This window comes from Paenibacillus contaminans (genome assembly GCF_003285015.1).
GTDB classification, from domain to species: domain Bacteria; phylum Bacillota; class Bacilli; order Paenibacillales; family NBRC-103111; genus Paenibacillus_V; species Paenibacillus_V contaminans.
This window is the reverse complement of record NZ_QMFB01000045.1, coordinates 18111-39092: the sequence shown is the minus strand read 5'-3', so window position 1 is coordinate 39092 and position 20982 is coordinate 18111. Positions and strand designations below refer to the sequence as shown.

Below are 20982 nucleotides of genomic sequence, written 5' to 3'. Positions count from 1 at the left end.
GAACATATTTCGAACTGACAGGAGGAATCAACTATGGCGGAGTTTTACCCAATGCCGATGTTTGTCAAACTGAACGTGCGTGACTTGGAAAAATCGGTTAAATGGTACCGGGAGGCAGTGGGGTTTGAGGCGGTTTTTGTTATGCAGGGAATGGCTCATTTACGAGGGGCAAAATATCAAGATGTCATGCTGCTCGCGGGAGGAGCAGCCGATGAAGAGAAGGGAATCGGCGTCGTCATCAATTTCTCGACGGATGATATCGAGTCGCTTGCCGATCAAGCCCGTAACGCGAAAGCCGAAATTGTGGAAGGACCAGTCATTCGTCCATGGAACGCCAAAGAGCTGGTCATACAGGATATTGACGGTTATATCATTACTTTCTCGGCACCGATAGACATTCATAAAAAGTTTGACGAGGCAATCGACGGGATCAGGTGATCCGGATGCTGCAGATTCCCGCAACATACTGGTTATTATATGCGTCTATTGTTATGGAATTATATGTAACTGTGGGGAGCGGGGCGCACGATTAACGTTTATTTTGGATGAGGAGGAGAATTGTATAGCTATCTATTTTAATATTTCAATGCCGGTTATGGATTTTCTTACTGCGAGCCATGATGCAATGCTGAGTCATGGAGTTAACCTATATGCCGAAATATTTGTTAACGCGCAGGGTGAACGTTTATATTCATCTTTTGAAAGTCAAAAAATCGATTTGTTCGCCAGTTATTTTAATAATACTGCATATAATTCTTTTTTCTTTTCCTGCTATCCTATACAGGATATAACTCAAATCAAGGAGTTTGGATATTTTTATGATACGCCAGGCTCCTATTCTATTGAAGTTAACGGAGGCAGAGAAACCGATAAAAGCCGAGAGCTTTTACAAATGCGTATGATATCGAAGAATCCTGACAAGCAGATACAATCTTTTTATCGAACATTACAAAGAAACTTAAAGAAAATTTCAGGATTGCAAAAGCATACCCAAAAGAATTATTTTTACTTGCCATCGCCCAAAATTATCATTCCTGCTAATCCGCATTCAAAGAACACAAGAGATAATTGGGAAGACTTTAATCTTTCAAAAATTGAGCGTGATACTGTCCAGGGATAACGGGGTTGATTGAGATAACGCATGTAGTAGAAATACATGTCTACCTATTTGGAAACAAGATGATAGTCTATGGCGAATCATTGTAGGTGGCGTACGTTAACTTGAATTTGTTTAGCTTATTTGAAGGAAAATCGCTATTTTTCGGTACTTGATGGATCCGTACTCCCGTCATCCCGAATAGAGCGGTTTCTTTTCTTTTTTAGGGCCCCTAATATTCCAGCAAAGGGGGGCTAATATCGGTGCGTTTGATAGGTATACGCCAAATCAGTACCTAAATGGGTGAGTGTTCATAGACTATTAACGAATCATGCATAGTATAGGAGAAAGTCAAATGGCATGGGGTGAACGCATGGATAATGAAATGCTCGAAGATTCTGCTATTAGCCGATTTTTCATAAAACCGGGCTATACCTCCCGAGCAAAACCGGAGTATTTTGAGGACAGGTATGAAGAAGGCAGTTTTGTTATATATCAACCAGATGTGTATAAATTGGCGGAGGTTTTAGGCGAACGCTTCGGCTGCCGCTATATCGTCGATATTGGCTGTGGAAATGGGAAAAAACTTGCCGAACTTTACCCCAAGTTTGCAATAGTTGGAATCGACTACGGGCGTAATCTCGATACATGCCGCCAGGAGTATCCCTTCGGTACTTGGCTCGAGCATAATTTGGACACGGACGACATTGTAATCCCTGATGAAATCTTAAGCCAAGCGATCCTCGTATGCGCCGATGTGATCGAACATTTGGTGGACCCCTCCCATTTGCTCAGGAACCTAAAAAGAATGATGGATTTATCTCCGGCATGCTTGCTTTCCACACCGGATCGGGATTTATCCACCCCTTCCGGCCATCTTGGGCCGCCTATCAATACAGCGCATGTGAGGGAATGGAATTTAGCGGAACTGAGTGAATTACTTCATCATGATCAGTTCCATGTAGAGTTCATTGGATTGACGATGAACAATCACTACAATTTAGAGAAGAAAACGATACTGTCCATCATAGGGAATAACCGACTAAATAAAAACGCCCTCGAGGAAATAAAAGTCGCTGCCATTCTTACCGCATATAACGAGGAAGATATTATTTATCATTCCATTAACCGACTGTTGGAACAACATATTCATGTTTATGTTATCGAAAATTGGTCTACCGATTCGACTTACGAGATACTGTCCCAATTTCGCTCGAACCCTTACTTCATCGGGTGCGAAAGATTTCCATATGAGGGACCGGTACCTTACTTCAACTGGAGCCAATTGCTTGCCAGGGTTACTGCAATATCAAGGACGATTTATGCGGACTGGTATATTCATCATGACACCGACGAGATCAGGGCTTCGCCATGGCCGGAAATGAATGTGCGTGAGGCTATTGCATACGTGGATCGGATGGGTTTTAACGCGATCGATCATACGGTGATTGAATTTTTCCCCATAGGTAATCATTTACCTACAGAAGCGAATCACGAAGCGGATTTGAAATATTTCGAGTTTGGTAAGCAAGAGTCGGACTTTCAGCAAATCAAAATTTGGAAAAACACAGGCCAACCGGTTGTTCTTGCAGATGGCGGACATAATGCTTGGTTCGAGGGCCGGCGGGTATGCCCCTATAAATTTTTGACTAAACATTATCCCTTCAGATCGCAGCTTCAAGCGGAGAAGAAAATATTTCAAGACCGAAAAGCAAGACTAGCTCCCGAAGAGCGAGCTGCAGGAATGCATATCCATTACGACGAATATGATCCAGGGCATCTGTTTGTACGCAACCCCAGTGAATTGGAGTTATATCAAGAATATGATTTTAATACGAAATATCTGGTTGAACGCTTATCCGGCATAAGACTACCGAAGACCCCCTATCGGGCAGCCGCATCGCTAGCTCCAGTACCTCAAGCAACCATACCTCCTCGTCCCATTCGTCGTAAAAAGCCTTTAAGTAACAGAATGCCAAAAGCGAAGCCTCCACTTCTAATTAGAAAACCAAAAGGAAAGCCAATATTTCAATTTAGAAAACCAATAGGGAAGAAGCCTATCCGTAGAACGCAAGCTGCGATCGTAAATAAATACCCTAAAAAGAGAGTAATGCATAATAGGCCAGCCAAAAAACCATACCGGGCATTTAACGTTATACAGCGATAGCCGTGTCCTGATCAACTGTTATGCCATAGTGTATAAACAACTTTCCTGAAAGGATAGCACATGTGGAAGGGGCGGCAGGATGGAAGATCCGGTTGAACGTATAAGAAAAAACATACTGAAACAGGTCCGAAGGTATTATCATCTGAAATGGCAAGATCAAGCTTTCGAGCCTGGAATGGACAAAATTCCCGTTACCGGAAAAGTGTTCGACCATGAGGAGCTTGAGCAATTGGTTGATGCTTCGCTCGACTTTTGGTTGACGACAGGTCGGTTCGCAGAACAGTTTGAACGCGAATTCGCCCGATTTATCGGAACCCGATATGCGCTAGTAACAAATTCGGGCTCAAGTGCCAACTTGCTGGCGGTATCCGCCTTAACGTCACCCTTGCTGGGCGAACGCCGGCTCGTGCAGGGTGACGAGATCGTTACCGTTGCCGCAGGTTTCCCGACCACGGTGAATCCCATTATCCAGAACGGTCTGATTCCTGTGTTTGTGGACGTGCAGATCCCGACCTATAACATCGATGTATCCCTTTTAGAGCAAGCCGTATCCGAACGCACTAAAGCAATCATGATCGCGCATACGCTCGGGAATCCGTTTCAGTTGGAGGAAATACTGCGCGTGGCTAAGAAATATCGGCTTTGGGTGATTGAGGATGCATGCGATGCAGTGGGCAGCGAATACCTAGGACAGAAAGTCGGTACATTTGGCGATATGGCCACTGTAAGCTTCTACCCCGCTCATCATATTACCATGGGAGAAGGAGGAGCCGTGCTTACCTCGAATCCGCTCCTCAAGAAGATTATAGAATCGTTTCGCGATTGGGGGCGTGATTGTTGGTGCGATCCCGGCAAGGACAACACATGCGGCAAAAGATTTGGGTGGAAGCTAGGGGAACTGCCGGAAGGTTATGATCACAAGTATACTTACAGCCATATCGGTTACAATCTTAAAATCACCGATATGCAGGCGAGTATCGGCGTTGCCCAGTTAAAAAAGCTTCCTGATTTTATTGCCAAACGAAGAGAGAACTTTATGTATTTATACCAAGGGTTATCCAATCTCCAAGACTTGTTGATCCTGCCGGAGCCGACCGCAGGCAGCAATCCAAGTTGGTTTGGTTTTCCGCTGACTGTTCGAGATTCATCGCAGCTTAGTAGGAATCAGCTGATTGAGAAGCTGGAAACCAAGCATATCGGCACTAGACTCCTTTTTGGAGGAAATCTTCTGCGCCAGCCCGCTTACTCGGGAATTAGGCACAGAGTCGTAGGCAAATTAACCAACTCGGATCGAATTATGAACGATACCTTTTGGATCGGGCTCTACCCAGGTTTGACGAGGGAAATGCTAGATTACGTCGTTAACGTCCTCTACGCGGCATTCGGGAGAGGAGCTGGATGATGAAGGTTGTCATATTAGCAGGCGGATTCGGGACAAGAATAGGCGAAGAAACCCATTTAAGACCGAAACCGATGATTGAAATCGGAGATCGGCCTATCCTTTTGCACATTATGAACATTTATTCGTACTATGGGTTTCATGAATTTATCATATGTCTGGGTTACAAAGGAAATCTGATCAAACAGTATTTTTCGGATTACTATTTATTCAATTCGGATGTTACGTTTGATTTCGGTAAACAAAACCAGATGACCATTCACAATCACTTTGCCGAGCCATGGAAAGTAACGCTTGTCGATACGGGCATCGATACCATGACAGGCGGTAGGGTTAAAAGAATACAAAAGTTTATCGGTAATGAACCTTTTATGCTAACTTACGGTGATGGCGTTTCCGATATCGATATCCGCGCTTTGTTGGAATACCATCAAAAACACGGTAGATTGGCTACGGTAACGGCCACCCAGCCGATCGGAAGATTCGGAGCTTTGGACATAATCAGCGATAACAATCTGGTATCCCGATTTAAAGAGAAACCGAAGGGTGACGGCGGTTGGGTCAATTCCGGATTTTTCGTTTGTCAACCGGAGGTAATGGATTATATCGAAGGGGACCATTCGATCCTTGAGAAGGAGCCGCTTGAAAATCTTTCGAAAGACAACGAGCTTGCAGCCTATAAACATGATGGCTTCTGGCACCCGATGGACACGATGTGGGACAAAACGTACCTTGAGGGGTTGTGGAAATCCGGTAAAGCCTACTGGAGTAAATCCTAAATCGCTTGCCTCATACCAAAAGCCTCGAGCGGGGGGAGAATGGTGGATAGAGAGTTCTGGAACGGTAAAAAGGTTTTCGTTACCGGACATTCGGGCTTCAAGNGTTCTGGAACGGTAAAAAGGTTTTCGTTACCGGACATTCGGGCTTCAAGGGCAGCTGGTTGTGCTTATGGCTCCACATGCTTGGTGCCCGCGTAACCGGGTATGGATTGCGTCCGCCCTCAAGCCCTAGTCTATTTGCATGCTGTCGGCTGGAGCGATTGATGGAATCTCATACCGCAGATATCCGGAACAAACACGTTCTATATAACATCCTGTCAAAATCCGATCCTGACATTGTCATTCATATGGCTGCGCAGCCGCTTGTGCAAGAGTCTTACGATAACCCGGGTCGTACCTTCGAAATCAACGTGCTTGGCACGATCAATTTACTGGATGCCGTCAGGAAGGCTGTAAGGAACGGACACCGGATCAAGGCTGTAATCAATGTAACTACGGATAAATGCTATGAAAATAAAGAGTGGATCTGGGGCTACCGGGAGCAAGACGCTTTGGGCGGGTACGACCCCTATTCCAGCAGTAAAGCCTGCTCGGAATTGGCAACCTCCTCATACAGAAGCTCCTTCTTTCATCCGACCGAACACCGGGAACATGGCGTTGCCGTTGCTACTGCTAGGGCGGGTAATGTCATTGGCGGGGGGGATTGGGCTGTCAACCGTCTAGTTCCGGACTGCATACGTTCCATTCTCAAGGGTAAAAAAATCAGCATTAGGAATCCCGAGTCGATTCGGCCGTGGCAGCATGTGCTGGAGCCGTTAAATGGATATTTGACATTAGCGCAGAAGCTTTATGAGCACGGACCCGAATATGCAGAGGGGTGGAATTTCGGTCCCGATCAAAACGATGCTAAATCGGTACAATGGCTCGTTTCCAAACTATGCGAAAAGTGGGGAAACGGGGCTGCATATAAAATTGACAGAAGAAACTATCCGCATGAAGCATCGCAATTGAGGCTGGACTGTTCAAAAGCCAAATTACGTTTAGATTGGTCCCCTAAATGGGGTGTCGAAACAGCGATCGATAAAGTAGTGGAATGGACTCAGGCGTACGCTAGGAACATCGACCCCGTTGAGTCGTGCATCGTACAAATAAATGAATACGAACGTACGGGAACGCGAGTGATTGCCGATGCGAATTCATGAAACGGGAATAGCGGGCTGCTACGAAATCGTTCTTAATAGGTTTGAGGATGAGCGGGGATTATTCGTTAAAACGTTTCGAGAAGATTATTTTGCCGGACATGGCTTAGAAACGCGGTTTGCCGAACAATACTATTCTTTCTCCTACAAAAATGTCATCCGCGGTTTGCATTTTCAAATTCCCCCTCATGAGCATGTCAAGGTTGTGTACTGTATTTCCGGGATCGTGACGGATGCTGTCGTTGATCTAAGAGCAGGATCCCCGACCTACGGGAAGTTCGCGATGATCGAGCTTAGCGCTCAAAAAGGGAATATGATCTATATTCCGTCAGGGCTTGCGCACGGCTTTTGGGTGCAGAGTCAGGAAGCCATACTTGTTTATAATGTTACGACGCTTTATTCCCCCTTACACGACAGAGGCATTCGTTGGGACTCTGCAGGAATCCCATGGACGGCAAGGCATCCCGTCATTTCCAAAAGGGATAAAGGCTTTCCTGGATTGGACGATTTCATAAGCCCGTTTACGTATGCCGGTGCTACCGCACCAACGGACGGAGTTGAGCGGAGAGAATGAAGAAGCGAACGGCGATTGTTACCGGAGCGACGGGTTACGTAGGATCGCGTCTGGCGGCACGTCTTGCCTTCGAAGGATGGCATATACATGCGATTGTAAGGCCGGAATCCAGTCTGACGCTGCTTGAGAAAACAAGCGGCAATGTAACGATACATCGATATGACGGCATGATAGACAATCTATTTACAATAATTCGGATGGTAAAGCCGGATATTGTCTTTCATTTGGCCTCCGTCTTCCTAACTGAGCATCAGCCGCACGATATCGAGCGGATGCTTTGCGCGAATGTTTATTTTGGCACGCAGCTTGCCGAAACGATGGCACGATGCGGGGTACCTCATCTTGTCAATACGGGCACTTCTTGGCAGCATTATAACAACGAAGATTATAATCCGGTCTGCCTATACGCGGCTACTAAGCAAGCTATGGACTCTATATTGAACTATTACGTTGAAGCGGCGTCGATTAATGTGATTACGTTAAAGCTGTTTGATACGTACGGCCCCGGTGATCCGCGCCCAAAACTGTTAGCCCTTCTGAAAAAAGCCGAACGGGAGGGAAAGCCATTAACCATGTCCGGGGGAGAGCAACTGATCGACCTGGTTTATATCGATGATGTTGTACATGCATATAGGCTGGCCGCCTCAAGGCTTTTGGAAGGGCAGTCAAAAGGCGGAGAAGAGTATGCCGTCTCGTCCGGCAATCCGATTCCGTTACGGAAACTGGTTGATCAGGTTGAGCAATCGATTGAAAGACCCTTGCCTATCCATTGGGGAGCACGGCCATACCGGACTAGAGAAGTTATGATTCCTTGGAGCAAGGGTAAGACGCTCCCTGGATGGCGGCCGAAAACAACGCTTGCGGAAGGACTTCGAATGATACGGCTCGCGGACAATCCATAGTTGAAGAGGAGGGATATGATGATCTGCTTTGCCATTTTGGCTCACGAAAATGAACAAATCCTTGCCCAACAAGTAAGGAATATAGCCCAGTATAATCCGGGCAGCAGGATCATCTTGTACAATTCATCCGGTGACCCGAACTTCGGTCGGAGCATTGAAAACCTGTTGATTTGTCCCTACAGCCGGGGTCCTCTCGCTTGGGGGAGGACGGGACGGGTTCTTATGGATATTTCGGCATGGCTGCGGGAAACAGAGCTGGAATACGAGTATCTCGTCTATATCGATTCAGACGTCTTGTTCGTCAAGCCGGGCTTTGACAGCTTCCTGAACAAGACTATGCAGGGCTACGATTGTATGGGAGTAAACATGCATCAGGAATACGCGCCTGGCGTCTGGAATCCGGGACAAAGTATGTGGAGGGAATGGAACGCTTGGCAGTCATTGTTCGGAACGGACTACTTGTGCGGGATGTTTGCTAACGGACAAATCTATCGCCGTGATCTCTTCCGCCGCATGTATGATGACTTGGACAAAGTCAGGCTCGAAAGCTTATTCCTATCGACCCAAGTTGTCGCACTTGAGGAAATATTGCATGCCACATTAGCCGTACGCTGTGGAGGAAGGTTTCGAGATTACCCCGTTCCTACAGGCGCATTCATACGTCCGGAGCAGATCATGACGGTTCCTGAAGTGAAAATCGCGCAACAAACAAGCGATGTTTACTTCCTGCATCCGATCCGACGAATGGCAGGCGATCCGGCAAGAAGATGGATAACGGAAGGTGTGGAAATTTCCGTTCCGGTTCGGAGGACATGGAAAACCCGAAAGAAAGGGATGAGACGCAGTTCGGCTGGGAAAAGAAGGATTTGGCGCAAAGGAATCACAAGAAGAATTACAAGAAGAATCACAAGAAGAATCAATAAAAAAAGCATTAGACCCTTTCCTAACCGCCGTTTGCTGATCGTTTCGAAAACTGCCGTTAAAAAGAAACGGAGTCTTAGGCAGCGCCGGGGAGCGTCTCGGCGCGAATGATTGCTCCACTCCCTATCATTGACAACTACGAGGAGGCAAATGGATGATGTTTGATTCGGGACAGGAAAAGGTACTGATTTATGTTCCGCACGCAGACGACGAAGTGTTGGGATGCGGCGGCCTTATCGAAAAAGCTTGCAGATTGAACAATCGGGTTAAAGTCGTATTAGCTGCGGTTGGAAATCTGAAGTTTCATCATGCGGAGCAGATTATTACAGCGGAAACCCGAAAGAAAGAACTCACCGCAGCATTACAGCTTCTCGGCTGCAATGATTTCGAAGTGATGTATGACGATAAGGAATCGTTCCTGGATACCGTCCCCCAGAATGAGATCGTCTCTAAAATCGATAAGACCTTGACCGAATATAAACCCACCATGGTGCTCATCCCTTATCCGAGTTTTCATCAAGATCATCAGGCTTTGTTCAAAGCATGCATAGCTGGATTGCGTCCAAGTCCAAACCGCAACATCAAGCTAATCGCCATGTACGAATATCCTTTTATCGTATGGCAATACCCCCGAATTCACGATGCGGGCGAGTTATACCTCGATATCAGCGAAACGGTCGACAAGAAAGTTGCCGCCTTTCAAAAGCATGATTCACAATTGAGAGAGGATGCGAGTTTAATTTCTCCGCATAACGTTAAACGATGGGCGGAAATGCGCGGCATGGAAATCGGCGTTCGTTATGCGGAAAAATATCATCTTTTGCGCGCAACGATACTATAAGGGTGACGACAATGGGGAAACCCGAATTTTACCGGTTTAACGATTTAACTCGCCAGAGGCTGAATGTCGAATATCAGGTGCACACCAATCGCACGGATGGGGAAGATACCATACAGGCAATTCTTGAAGCGGCGGGTAAAAAGAATTTGTCAGCCATCGCCTTTACGGAGCACGTCCGCAAAAGCTCGGACTGGTTTGCGAATTTCGCAGATGAAGTCATAAAGGAACGAACGAACCTTGCTTCTCTGGAAATTTACATCGGATGCGAAGCAAAGGCGCTTGATGAGAAGGGCGGGCTGGATGCTTCTCCTGCAATCTTAGCGCAATGCGAGATCGTTCTTGGTAGCGTGCACGGCTTTCCTTCGGAAAGGCTCGCGGGTAGATCAATGAACGACCTTCGAGCCGAGGAATGCGCGGAAATCGAATTTGACCTGTCGCTTGGTCTATTGCGCAGCGCCCCAATCGATGTTCTGGCGCATCCCGGTGGGATGTGCTGCAGAAAATACGGTTCATTTCCGGTTGAACATTATGAAAGTTTGATGAAAGAATCCCTAAATCGCAGGATCGCCATTGAGATCAACACCTCCTATATCACGGATCTCGTGGCATTCCTGCAGCTGTGCAGCAGGATTAATCCTTATGTCTCGATTGGCTCGGACGTTCATCGCTTACAGGATGTGGGCAAATGCAGGGATAGGCTGCTGAATTATTTCTAGACTTCCTGCTTCTTTTAGATAGGAGGAATCAAGGTGCATCATATTTTTCTGGAAGCCGCTGGATGTATAACGACTGGGTATTTAATCAAATCCGTCCATCAGGCGGGATATCGTGCGATTGCCGCCGACATGGATGCTCAGGTTGCCGCGCGGCTTCTCGCGGACGAGTTTTTTGCTCTCCCCAGGGCCGGAAGCGAAAAATTTTGGGAGCGCGTTTATTATCATTTGCAGGATACGAAAGTCGACATCGTCTTTCCATCATTACATGAGACGCTGCTTGAATGGAGTGAACGGAGTGATGAACTACGCCGGATGGGAATACACACGATCATTTCGGATCCGCAAACGATCCGAACCTGCCAAGATAAATGGCTGACTTATCAGCATTTTATGAATAATGGCATTCCTGTGCCCGATACGTCGCTCAGTCAAAGCCATCGGTTGGTCAAACCGCGATTCGGCAGGGGAGGCAAAGGGATCGTCATGACAGACGATGCCGTTTCCATGGAGGGAATGATCTCGCAGCAGTTCGTAGAAGGCCAGGAATATACGGTCGACGTTTTTTGCGATAAGCACTGCAATCCTGTGTATATCATTCCAAGAAAAAGGATGCAGGTCAAGGACGGGAAATCTACGGCAGGCATCGTTGTCAATCATGCGAAAATTATCGAATGGGCTAAAAAGATATGCGCGGGTCTTCCTTTTATCGGGCCGGTCAACCTCCAATGCATCGAAACTCCGGATGAGGAAATTAAGTTTATTGAAATCAATCCCCGCGTGGCAGGGGGAATGGCTCTTGGATTCGCTGCAAGCGAAAATTGGATATCCTTAGCGATTGAGCATTTTGTACACAATCAGCCGATCGAGCCGAAACCCGTTATTTGGGGCTTGAAAATGATGCGGTATTACGAAGAGGTTTTTACCGTTGATTGAAAACGCGACGAATCGTTATTGCCTCATCATGACTTGCATGAGGAGTGTTTGCAGTGGGAGCTAAAAGAAAGAAAAATAGGGGGAGCATTCGTCAGAGGAGCAGAAAAACATCAGGGAATCGTACGCGTAAGGCTAAAAAAAGAAAAAAACTTGCAAATAGAAGGGCAGGAAGACGTACCAAAAAAACATATAGACAAAAGGTTCGTGAGTCTGCAAACGGCAGAACCGGATTTCCTACTCCTACACAATATTGTCTGTCAACATGGGATTGGGCCGCAGCTCAATCCGTCCCGCTTCGGCATAAGGAGATTTATAGCAGCCATACGCTTGCCTTGACCCCGCCTATTGGAATTGACGAACAACTTCACAATGTCTTTCGAGCGGAACAGTTTTATTCTCCTCCTCCGTATGTCGCAGAGATACCGAATGGCCGAGTTTGGGGAGAATTTGGAGCAGTCATTACCCCGGATAATAAGCTTCTATGGGACGTCTCCATTTTCCCTCCTATGATTCCGAGCGAACATCATATTTTTCGTCAGCCCATACTTCCTCCGTTACAATTTACTGACGAGACAGTAGCTGTTCTAACTTTTTGCGCAAGCAGTATGTATTACCACTGGATGTTTGACGTTGTATCTCGTCTGGATTTGTTGAATAAATGCGGCATGCACATAGACCGTTACATCGTGAACGGAGTTCGGCCCGGCACCTTTCAAGAGGAGACGCTTGAACGACTAGGTATCCCGAAAGAGAAGCGGATTCATTGTTCCAGTACCTTTCATTTGCAAGCGAAGACACTGATCGTTCCTGCGGCTCCCGCAATACAATGGGGCCCTCACAATTGGCAAATTCAGTTCCTAAGAGAAGAATTTTTGATGAGAAGCAAACTCGAGCCGATATTCCAATACGAACGGATCTACATAAGCCGTTCATTGGCATCGAATCGGAGAGTAAAGAATGAAGAGCAGCTGTACGAGATTTTACGTCCGCTCGGATTCGCATTTGTCCACTTGGAAACCTTCTCCGTCCTCCAGCAGGCTCAAATCTTTTCTTCAGCTAAAATAATCGTCGCTCCACATGGCTCAGGTCTTACAAATCTTACTTTTTGCCAGCCGGGAACAAAGGTCATCGAACTGTTTTCATCCAATTATCCGGTATATGTCTTTTGGTTGATATGCAATCATCTGAAGCTAGATTATTATTATTTGTTTGGCGAGGGGGAACGCGCTCCAGACAAAGTGGATCCTGAACGCGGGTACGATGATATGGTGATTGATATTGAGAAATTTGCCGAAATACTAAAGATCGCTGGCATACGCACATCGTCTGGCGGAATCAAAAAACTCAGTAGTGTTTGAATTAAATTGGCTTCTTGGCGAATAAGAGTTAAAATATGAATGCATGTTTATGGATGCAAGTTCATGTCCCTTAACAGGGATATGAACTTGCATTGTTTTATAATAGGTACAAGATGGAGGTGATCCTGCATGAGTGATAAGGATTATTCGAAAAACCAACCTTATGAAGGCTTCCGATCTGATACCCCAAATGTTCTGCGGGACTCTCGTTTACCTGTTTTAATCTGGGTCATTTTGATTTATTTTTCCGTATTGTCCTACCAGATACCCGTGTTCCCCATATTGTTCGAATTTATTATTTTTACATGCCTCATTCTGATCCACATTTTGTTGCATTGGTATGCCGGATCCGTAGTCGATAAAAGTCCTTGGATCTATTTTGTGACGCAAGGATTCATCGGTTGGGGCTGTGCGTTACTCGTGCCGGAGAATCACTCTCTTATCTTAGTTAGTTTATTGATGGTTTTGGTCGGGCAAAGTATTGGTGTCTATCCCCAACGACTCAAGGTACTATTGGTCTGTACCATTTATTGTACTTTGTTTTCTTTTTCATTGGTTTGGCTCGGAACGACCGAGGATTTATCAGTAACATTGCGAGCACTCATCTTCATGATGGTTTTCGTAATCGGATATGCTACATTGTTCTATAAACAGGTTCGTGTTAAATTGCGGACACAGTTGTTTTTGCGTGAATTGGAACGAGCGCATAGGAAAGTAGAGGAACTAACCATTGCCAACGAACGTCAAAGAATAGCGCGTGATTTACATGATACCTTGGCACAAGGGCTGGCAGGTCTCATCATGCAGCTTGATGCCGTGGACGCTCATCTAGAGAACGATAATAAGCATCGCGCTCACGAGATTGTTCAGTTGTCGAAAGCTCAAGCTAAGCGCACGCTTTCAGAGGCGAGAAGCGCTATTGACGACTTGCGTTCGTATTCCGCAGAGGTTATTGAAATTTCTAAAGCGGTGCAGGATGAGGTTGAACATTTCTCAAATGCGACAGGGGTTCATATTTCCACACAATTATCGATACCCCATTCGGTGCCGAAGTTGATCTTCGAACATAGCTTACACATCATCCGAGAATGCTTGGCAAATACAGCCAAATATGCCAATGCGACGAACGTAGAAGTCGTGGTTGCAGCACGAGAAAACGTAATCGAGCTACGAATTACGGATGATGGAATAGGGTTCGATACCAAGCTGATCGGGAAACAATCCGGTAGTTATGGTTTAATTGGCCTATATGAACGAGCCAGAATTATTGGCGGGGATATCAAAATCGAAAGCGGAAAGCAAGGAACAAAAGTTTCCGTTCGCATTCCATTACAACAGGAGGAGATCCTCATATGACAATTAAGATTCTTATAGTGGATGACCACCTAGTCGTTCGTGAGGGACTTAAGTTGATCCTGGAAACCAATCAAAGGTACGAGGTAGTCGCAGAAGCATCCAACGGTGTGGAAGCGGTCAGACTGGGGGAGGCGTACAAGCCTGACATTATTCTATTGGATTTGAATATGCCTGAGATGGGCGGCTTAGATACCATGACAGCACTCAAAGCTAAAGGCCTCGATATTCCGGTCATTATTTTGACAACCTATAACGAGGATGAAATGATGATCCGAGGACTGGCGTTAGGTGCCAAAGGGTATTTGCTCAAGGATACGGGAAGAGAGATGATATTTCGCTCGATTGATGCAGCGATGAGGGGGGAGACATTGCTTCTTCCGGAAATTACCGAGAAAGTATTCGGTAACAAGACGCTAGTACAAGCCAAAGAGACATCCTCGGCGAAGATGTCTCTTACGGACAAAGAATTGATCGTGCTTCAAGCGATTGCCCGTGGCTCTCGAAGTAAAGAGATCGGCTTCGATATGGGCATATCCGAACGGACGGTAAAGGCCCATTTAACCAATATTTATAATAAATTGGGAGTTGATTCGAGATCGCAGGCCGTCGCCGTGGCGGTGGAGCGCAGGATCTTGCATTTATAATCGGAAATTTCATAGATTTGCCCGATCGTACATTTGGGGGTTGCCCTTTTGTACGATTTTTTATTTTTCCTCTCAGCTTATGATGGATGTATGAATAAAAGAGGAGTGAGCGTTAGATGGCAGAAAAGCTTTATAAACTTGGAAGATGGTGCGCCAATAATCGCGGGAAGACCCTATTATCCTGGGTTCTTATCTTGGGTATAATCGTCACGTTAGGCGTGTCTTTTAATGGAGAGAAATCAACAACTATGTCAATACCGGGAACGGAATCGCAAAAAGCCAATGATCTGTTGTCGAAAGAGTTTTCATCCGGAAATAATGAACCAAAGGGTGGAACCGTTCAAATCGTTTTTAAAGCACCCGAAGGAAAATCGCTTGAAGATGAAAACATGAAAGAGGCAATCATGTCCTTTATCGATGCCTCCAAAAAAGATCAAGAAATCATCGCAGCCATGGACCCCTATACGATGGGAACCGTAAGTCAGGATAAACGGATCGGTTACGCCAGCTTGACATATGGTGTTGTCGCAGAGGATGTTCCTCAAGAATCAAAAGATCAAGTCTTGTCCAATATTAATATCACTAGAGATGCAGGAATTCAGACGGAGTTAAGTGGTACCGTCCAACTTAGTACCAGTCATGGAGGTGCTAGTGTTGAATTAATTGGCATGCTGGTTGCCTTTATGATCCTAGCGATCACATTTATGTCCATGCTTATCGCAGGAATCCCGATACTAATAGCAGGTGTTGGTGTCATTGCAGGAATAATGCTCATAAATTTCGGATCAGGCTTCATTTCCATGGGTAGTTCCTCAACCGCATTATCGACGATGTTAGGTCTTGCTGTAGGGATTGACTACGCACTGCTCATTATTTCCAGGGTTCGGCAGGAAGCGAGCAAACGATCAGACACAACGGAAGCGATAGCTATTGCTACTGCAACTGCAGGAAGTGCCGTTATTTTCGCCGGTCTTACCGTCATTATTGCACTTGTAGGCTTAGCTGTGGTTAACATTCCGTTTCTCACCGAGATGGGTATCGCCGCTGCATTAACGGTACTTATGGCGATCGCTGTTTCCATTACACTTTTACCTGCACTTCTTTCCTTGATGGGGAAGCGTATCATTCCGAAAAGAAGAAAAGCGGCAGCAAAGCAGCGAACTTCGAATGTATTTGGCGCTTGGGGACGTTTTGTTTCGAGATTTCCAGCGCCCGTCATTTTGGTAACTCTTATCTTAATCGGCGCTATGTGTTATCCTGTGCTGCACATGAAAACCGGACTTCCCGATAATGGGACAAGGTCCGTCGAAACGACCGAAAGACGAGCTTATGATCTTATGGCTGAAGGATTTGGGCCTGGATTTAACGGCCCCATTACAGTCGTAGTGAATGCTTCCGACAGCGAAACAACAAAGCAGGTTGCTTCCGTAGTGAGGGAAGAAATTAGCAAATTGAACGGCGTTGTAAGTGTGTCACAGCCATTCTTCAATCCATCGGAGAAAGTCTCGATCCAAACATTAATGCCAAGTGACGGGCCTTTAGCAGATCAAACGCTAGAGCTCGTTAAAACGGTTAGAAAACACAATTCGGAAATTGAGGAGAAGTACCAAGCAGACATTATGCTTACAGGTGTTGCCGTTATGAATATGGATATAACGGAAAGTTTAAATAACGCTTTACCCATTTTCATCGTAACTATTGTCGGGTTCGGTTTGATTATCCTTGCTATCGTGTTTCGCTCTATATTGGTTCCCCTAAAGGCGATAATAGGTTTTCTGTTTACGATCTTCTCATCTCTCGGTGCTGTTGTGCTTGTTTTCCAAGACGGTTATTTAAGCGAATTGTTCGGTATAACGAACGTGGGGCCGCTTTTGAATTTCCTTCCTATACTGGTCGTAGGGATCGTATTCGGTTTAGCCATGGATTACCAAGTCTTCTTGGTATCGAGAATGCGAGAAGACTATAATCACAGCGGTGACGCTAAGAAATCGGTTATTACCGGTATGGAACATAATGGTCTAGTCGTAACGCTTGCAGCACTTATCATGATTTCTGTATTTTGCGGCTTTATCTTTATGGATGAACCAATCATTCAATCTTTGGGTCTAGCTCTTACGGCTGCGGTATTCATTGATGCGTTTATCGTTAGAATGACGTTCGTGCCTGCTGTAATGGCTATCATGGGAAAATCGGCGTGGTACATTCCAAAATGGTTGGACCGCATGTTACCGAAGGTAGATATTGAAGGTCAAAGTATGGTTTCTAATAAAGTCGATCAGAAGGCAAGTTAAGTTTTACGGTCAACAATCATTGTGAAAAACACAGGGCTGTCGAAATGGCAGCCTTGTTTTAACAGTTTGATATGAAATTACAAAGTCTATTAAAGTAGGGAGATAATAGTGGTAAAACAAAAAACGAAGAAAAAATTCTTACTTGTAGTAATCCTTTTGGTTACGGTAATAAGTTCATTAGGCTTTCTGGCTACTTTTATGGGTGTCTCAACAATCAGGCATGATCATAAAGTCAGGGGTAATGACATCCGAGTTGCTGCTGTTGGGGATAACATTACTTATGGATTTGGGGTTGTTAACTGGTACGAGAAAAATTATCCCATCACATTACAGAACCTGTTAGGTACCGGATATAATGTGAAAAATTTCGGTTATAGCGGCAGAACTGCGACGACCACAGGTGATTATCCGTATGTTGATGAGAAAATTTATCAGAAGAGTTTAACCTACTTACCGAATATTGTTGTCATTATGTTTGGAACTAACGATTCAAAAGTACAAAATTGGAAAACTAAAGAGGAGTTTAAAGAACAATATCGGAAGCTTCTGTTATCCTATATTCAGTTGGAATCAAAACCCGTTGTCTATCTTTGTACTCCCGCTACTCCCTATTATGTTATTGGCAAAACGGAAGGCCCTATGAAATTCAATATACAGAAAGATAAGGTAGATGTAGTCGTTGAAACTGGCAAGGAGCTGGCTGAAGAGCTTGATTTAATGGTAATAGATATTAATGAAGTAACGAAGAACCATCGACAATGGTTTAACAAAGATGGAATCCATCCAAATGCAGACGGAGCAAAAGCAATTGCAAATGCGGTATATGATGCCATCGCTAAAGGCTGAACAAAGAAGTATGACGAAAGCAATCCGTTCATGCGGCGCATGAGATAAAGAAGTCCATAATACATTGGAGAACGGAACATTTTCGAGTTTGAGCCCTACAGCTGGTTAGACTACTCGACGTGTGATCAAGAGATAAATAGTATTCCATTTTACCAAAGAGTAGTTTCTTTTTGTTTTTCAAACAAAAAGACAGGGCTATCCCTGGTCCTTAGACCGTTTGGGACAGCCCCTTGTTGACTTACATGTCCAGCATGCGGACGATGGCGGCTGCCGATTCAGCGCGAGTGGTCGTGGTCTTCGGCCGAACCTTGTTATCGTTCATGCCGCCGAGAAGCGAATACCGATTAGCGACGTATGCCGATCCCCTGGCCCAGTCCGAAAGATCGGCGTCGTCGGCGTAACCGCTGGTCGGCGCGGGATCCGGAACCGTTTTTCCTGAGGCGCGCACGACCATCGCCAGCATTTCCTCGTGCGTGATGTTGTTCGACGGAAGAAAAGTTCCGTCGGAATTGCCCCTTACAATATTGAGCTGAGCGGCTTGAGCGACGGCTTTGACCGCCCATGAAGGGATATCGTTTTTGTCCGTGAACGGCAGAGCAATGCCTCCCACATCCGGCTTCAAAGCCCGCATGAGCATCACCGCGAACTCCGCCCTTGTCACGCCCTTTTCAGGCTTGAACGTCTCGTCTTCGTATCCGAAGACAATTCCCAGTTCCACCGCTTTCGCAATCTCAGGTTTGGCCCAATGGCCGTCTATGTCCTTCAACACGATGCGGGGGGGTGGCGAGGCGCTGACGTTCACCTCGCTAATCGCCATGTAGCCGCCTTCGTCCGTCGATGCGATCACCTTGGTTTTGCCCACCGACACGGCCGTTATGATGCCCGCACCGTCGACCTTGGCGACATTCGGATCGTCGCTCTTCCAATTAACTTTGCGATTGACCGCTTCGGAGGGAGCGACGGTGGCGGTTAGCGCCACGCTCTGTCCGGCTTGCAGCTCAATCGTCGACTTATCCAGCGTTACGCTGGCAACTGGCGGCGTTCCGAGTGCGAACAGCCCAAAGCCGCTGGCAAACAGGGTGCCGTCGGAGGAGAAAACGATATTCCCGTGTCCGCCGCCGCTGTTATGAGGCACTTCGGCTTTCCACTTGGCATTGCCGTCGACCGTGGCAATCGCGTACAAATATTGACCGTCGCTGCTGTAGACGTACACGAGCTCTCCCGGACCGGCGACGATTCGCGTGATGGAATTGCTAAATTTGGTGATCCATTTCACGTCCAAGGCTGTGTTCAATCCGACCATCTTGCCATTAACGAGTCCGACGTACAACTCGCCGGATTTGTCGATGACCGGCGTCGTCGAAATGTCCGCGGATGCCGTAAATTTATCTTTAACACTCCCGTCCGGCTTATAGGCGATGACGGTGTTTTTGTTGGCTACGGCGTACACGGTGCCGTCAGAGCCGAGCGCGGTACCGAAGTAGTTAGCGGAGCCACTGCCGCCGGTCATGTCGCGCGACCATTTCAAGCTGCCGTCCGGCTTGATCGAGTAGAGAGTCGAGTTTCCGGATACGGCGTACACAGTGCCGTCGGCGGCGACGCTGAGCGAATGCGGGAGCACCGAAGGCACAGCGACCGACCGGATAATCGAACCATCATCGGGGTCGATAAATACGATTTTATTCGAGTCTGCGAGCACAATCGTTCCGTCTGGCAAAAAAGAAATCTTCCCCGTAATAGAACCTGAGTACGTCCATCCGGTCCGTCCGTCTTTGAATATTTGCTGGAGCCCGCCTCCCCCTCTTGCAGCGTATAAAGTGCCATCCGGTCCGATGGTCGTGTCGTAATAGCCGTTGTCGGAGAGGAGGCTCCACAACGGCTTGCCGTTTGGTGCGATGGCGGCCAGCCCGTCACCGTCTGAGTATTTGTTCCAGCTTCCGACGTATAAGGTGCCGTCTGCCGCCAGGCTCGGAGAATAATACGCTCCCTTGAGGTGGGAATACTCCCAACGGCGCTCGATCAACGTGGCGTTCGCCAAGGACCCCGAAGGGAAATCGTCATCGGGATCGATCAATATGATCGGTACAGACGGAAAAGACGGGAGAGTCGGCTTAATAATCGGTTCCGCTGCCCAAGCGGTGATTGGCGAGAAGGCAAGCAGCCCAAGTATAGATAATAAAGAAGCCCTACGTCGCAACTTGTTCATGGGATTCCTCCAATGTCGAGATATTCCGACGGGATTCGGATACTCAAATTATATTATTAGATGGTGTTCTAATGATATTAAAAATGTGAAATTTCTTTTGTCCCCCGGAGAGCGCAACCATCCTGATCCGCAGGTCAAACGCTTTTGCGCAACTATTATTTCCATTCCCCGTTTATATTTATAATTGTAGAAACAAAAGCGGCATGGGGGGGCAGCGTTAATGAAAAGAATCTTATCGATTGTTTTATCTATATGTATGATAGTTAGTGTTAGTGTTAGTGTTAGTGTGCTCAGTCCAAAAAAAGCGTTCGCATGTAGTTGCGGCGAACCAAGCGTCGAAGAAAGATTTGAGCATTCTAGTATCGTATTCACAGGTACTTTGGTTAGTAAAGATAGAGATGGCGGGAATATTTTTAGTCTGGCGAAGGTCTGGAAAGGCAACTTCGAAGATGGTTATGTGTATAGCGGCTTCTTCGGAATGTGCGGGACAGAATTTGAAGTAGGAAAAACGTATTTAGTTTATACAGAAAATCTTAAAGGCAAAGAATCAACCGGTCTTTGTAGCGGGAATAAGCTGATTTCTGAAGCAAGCAAAGACATTCAAGCTTTAGACCGATTAACAGAACCGAGCTGGAAAAATAATTATTTACTGATATTACTTTTTTTATTTGTATTCGCAGCAGCATTCTCAATAATAATATGGAGAGCTAAATCGAGGTTCAAAAAATAACGCGTATACTGACGGGGAATGTGC

At 46.2% G+C, this 20982-nt stretch carries 18 protein-coding genes and 1 pseudogene; 18 read left to right on the top strand and 1 reads right to left on the bottom strand.

Annotation, left to right across the window (positions count from 1 at the left end; all coding sequences use genetic code 11):
- The first annotated feature begins 33 nt into the window (after positions 1-33).
- From DQG23_RS38395 to DQG23_RS38310, 17 genes and pseudogenes are all read left to right on the top strand, one after another.
- Positions 34-438 carry a VOC family protein gene (locus DQG23_RS38395; protein ID WP_113036345.1) on the top strand — a complete coding sequence of 135 codons (405 nt, stop codon included), beginning with the start codon at positions 34-36 and terminating at the stop codon, positions 436-438.
- A gap of 103 nt (positions 439-541) precedes the next feature.
- Positions 542-1120 (top strand): hypothetical protein, encoded by a 579-nt coding sequence (locus DQG23_RS38390; protein ID WP_146762465.1) that lies wholly within the window; start codon positions 542-544, stop codon positions 1118-1120.
- Between the two features lie 331 nt (positions 1121-1451).
- Positions 1452-3263 carry a methyltransferase domain-containing protein gene (locus tag DQG23_RS38385; protein ID WP_158560917.1) on the top strand — a complete coding sequence of 604 codons (1812 nt, stop codon included), beginning with the start codon at positions 1452-1454 and terminating at the stop codon, positions 3261-3263.
- Positions 3264-3342: 79 nt separating this feature from the next.
- Entirely contained in the window at positions 3343-4665 is a 1323-nt protein-coding gene (gene rfbH, locus DQG23_RS38380) for a lipopolysaccharide biosynthesis protein RfbH (RefSeq protein ID WP_113036342.1), read from the top strand.
- Complete coding sequence (rfbF, locus tag DQG23_RS38375; RefSeq protein WP_113036369.1) at positions 4665-5441, top strand: glucose-1-phosphate cytidylyltransferase; 777 nt, start codon at positions 4665-4667, stop codon at positions 5439-5441. Before rfbH ends, rfbF begins: the two co-directional genes overlap by 1 nt.
- 104 nt (positions 5442-5545) lie before the next feature.
- Positions 5546-6643 (top strand): annotated as a pseudogene (rfbG, locus tag DQG23_RS38370) (CDP-glucose 4,6-dehydratase); the annotation flags it as partial.
- Positions 6630-7214 carry a dTDP-4-dehydrorhamnose 3,5-epimerase gene (rfbC, locus tag DQG23_RS38365; RefSeq protein WP_113036341.1) on the top strand — a complete coding sequence of 195 codons (585 nt, stop codon included), beginning with the start codon at positions 6630-6632 and terminating at the stop codon, positions 7212-7214. The pseudogene rfbG and the gene rfbC, both read left to right, overlap by 14 nt.
- The gene (locus DQG23_RS38360) at positions 7211-8116 is read left to right on the top strand and encodes an NAD-dependent epimerase/dehydratase family protein (protein WP_113036340.1); all 906 of its coding nucleotides are present in this window, start codon (positions 7211-7213) and stop codon (positions 8114-8116) included. Before rfbC ends, DQG23_RS38360 begins: the two co-directional genes overlap by 4 nt.
- Before the next feature lie 222 nt (positions 8117-8338).
- Positions 8339-9148, top strand: a complete 810-nt coding sequence (locus tag DQG23_RS38355) for a hypothetical protein (protein WP_146762464.1) — start codon at positions 8339-8341, stop codon at positions 9146-9148.
- A 43-nt stretch (positions 9149-9191) separates the two neighbouring features.
- Positions 9192-9878, top strand: a complete 687-nt coding sequence (locus tag DQG23_RS38350) for a PIG-L deacetylase family protein (RefSeq protein WP_113036338.1) — start codon at positions 9192-9194, stop codon at positions 9876-9878.
- Between the two features lie 11 nt (positions 9879-9889).
- A complete protein-coding gene (locus tag DQG23_RS38345) occupies positions 9890-10594 on the top strand; it encodes a PHP domain-containing protein (RefSeq protein ID WP_113036337.1) in 705 nt (234 codons plus the stop codon).
- A gap of 33 nt (positions 10595-10627) precedes the next feature.
- Complete coding sequence (locus tag DQG23_RS38340) at positions 10628-11527, top strand: ATP-grasp domain-containing protein (RefSeq protein WP_238178229.1); 900 nt, start codon at positions 10628-10630, stop codon at positions 11525-11527.
- 53 nt (positions 11528-11580) lie between these two features.
- Entirely contained in the window at positions 11581-12885 is a 1305-nt protein-coding gene (locus tag DQG23_RS38330) for a glycosyltransferase family 61 protein (protein WP_146762463.1), read from the top strand.
- 129 nt (positions 12886-13014) lie between these two features.
- Positions 13015-14241: a sensor histidine kinase gene (locus DQG23_RS38325; protein ID WP_113036334.1), complete on the top strand. Its 1227-nt coding sequence runs from the start codon at positions 13015-13017 to the stop codon at positions 14239-14241.
- Positions 14238-14885, top strand: coding sequence for a response regulator (locus tag DQG23_RS38320; protein WP_113036333.1), 648 nt, complete (start codon positions 14238-14240; stop codon positions 14883-14885). The genes DQG23_RS38325 and DQG23_RS38320 overlap by 4 nt, the downstream gene beginning before the upstream one ends.
- Positions 14886-15001: 116 nt before the next feature.
- Positions 15002-17176: an MMPL family transporter gene (locus tag DQG23_RS38315; RefSeq protein WP_113036332.1), complete on the top strand. Its 2175-nt coding sequence runs from the start codon at positions 15002-15004 to the stop codon at positions 17174-17176.
- 108 nt (positions 17177-17284) lie between these two features.
- Positions 17285-18022, top strand: coding sequence for a GDSL-type esterase/lipase family protein (locus DQG23_RS38310; protein ID WP_113036331.1), 738 nt, complete (start codon positions 17285-17287; stop codon positions 18020-18022).
- Positions 18023-18260: 238 nt separating this feature from the next.
- Here DQG23_RS38310 and DQG23_RS38305 read toward each other — a convergent pair whose 3' ends face one another.
- Entirely contained in the window at positions 18261-20228 is a 1968-nt protein-coding gene (locus DQG23_RS38305; protein WP_113036330.1) for an S-layer homology domain-containing protein, read from the bottom strand.
- A 220-nt stretch (positions 20229-20448) separates the two neighbouring features.
- Here DQG23_RS38305 and DQG23_RS38300 point away from each other — a divergent pair, with 220 nt between their 5' ends.
- Positions 20449-20958 (top strand): hypothetical protein, encoded by a 510-nt coding sequence (locus DQG23_RS38300; protein ID WP_113036329.1) that lies wholly within the window; start codon positions 20449-20451, stop codon positions 20956-20958.
- Positions 20959-20982 lie beyond the last annotated feature (24 nt).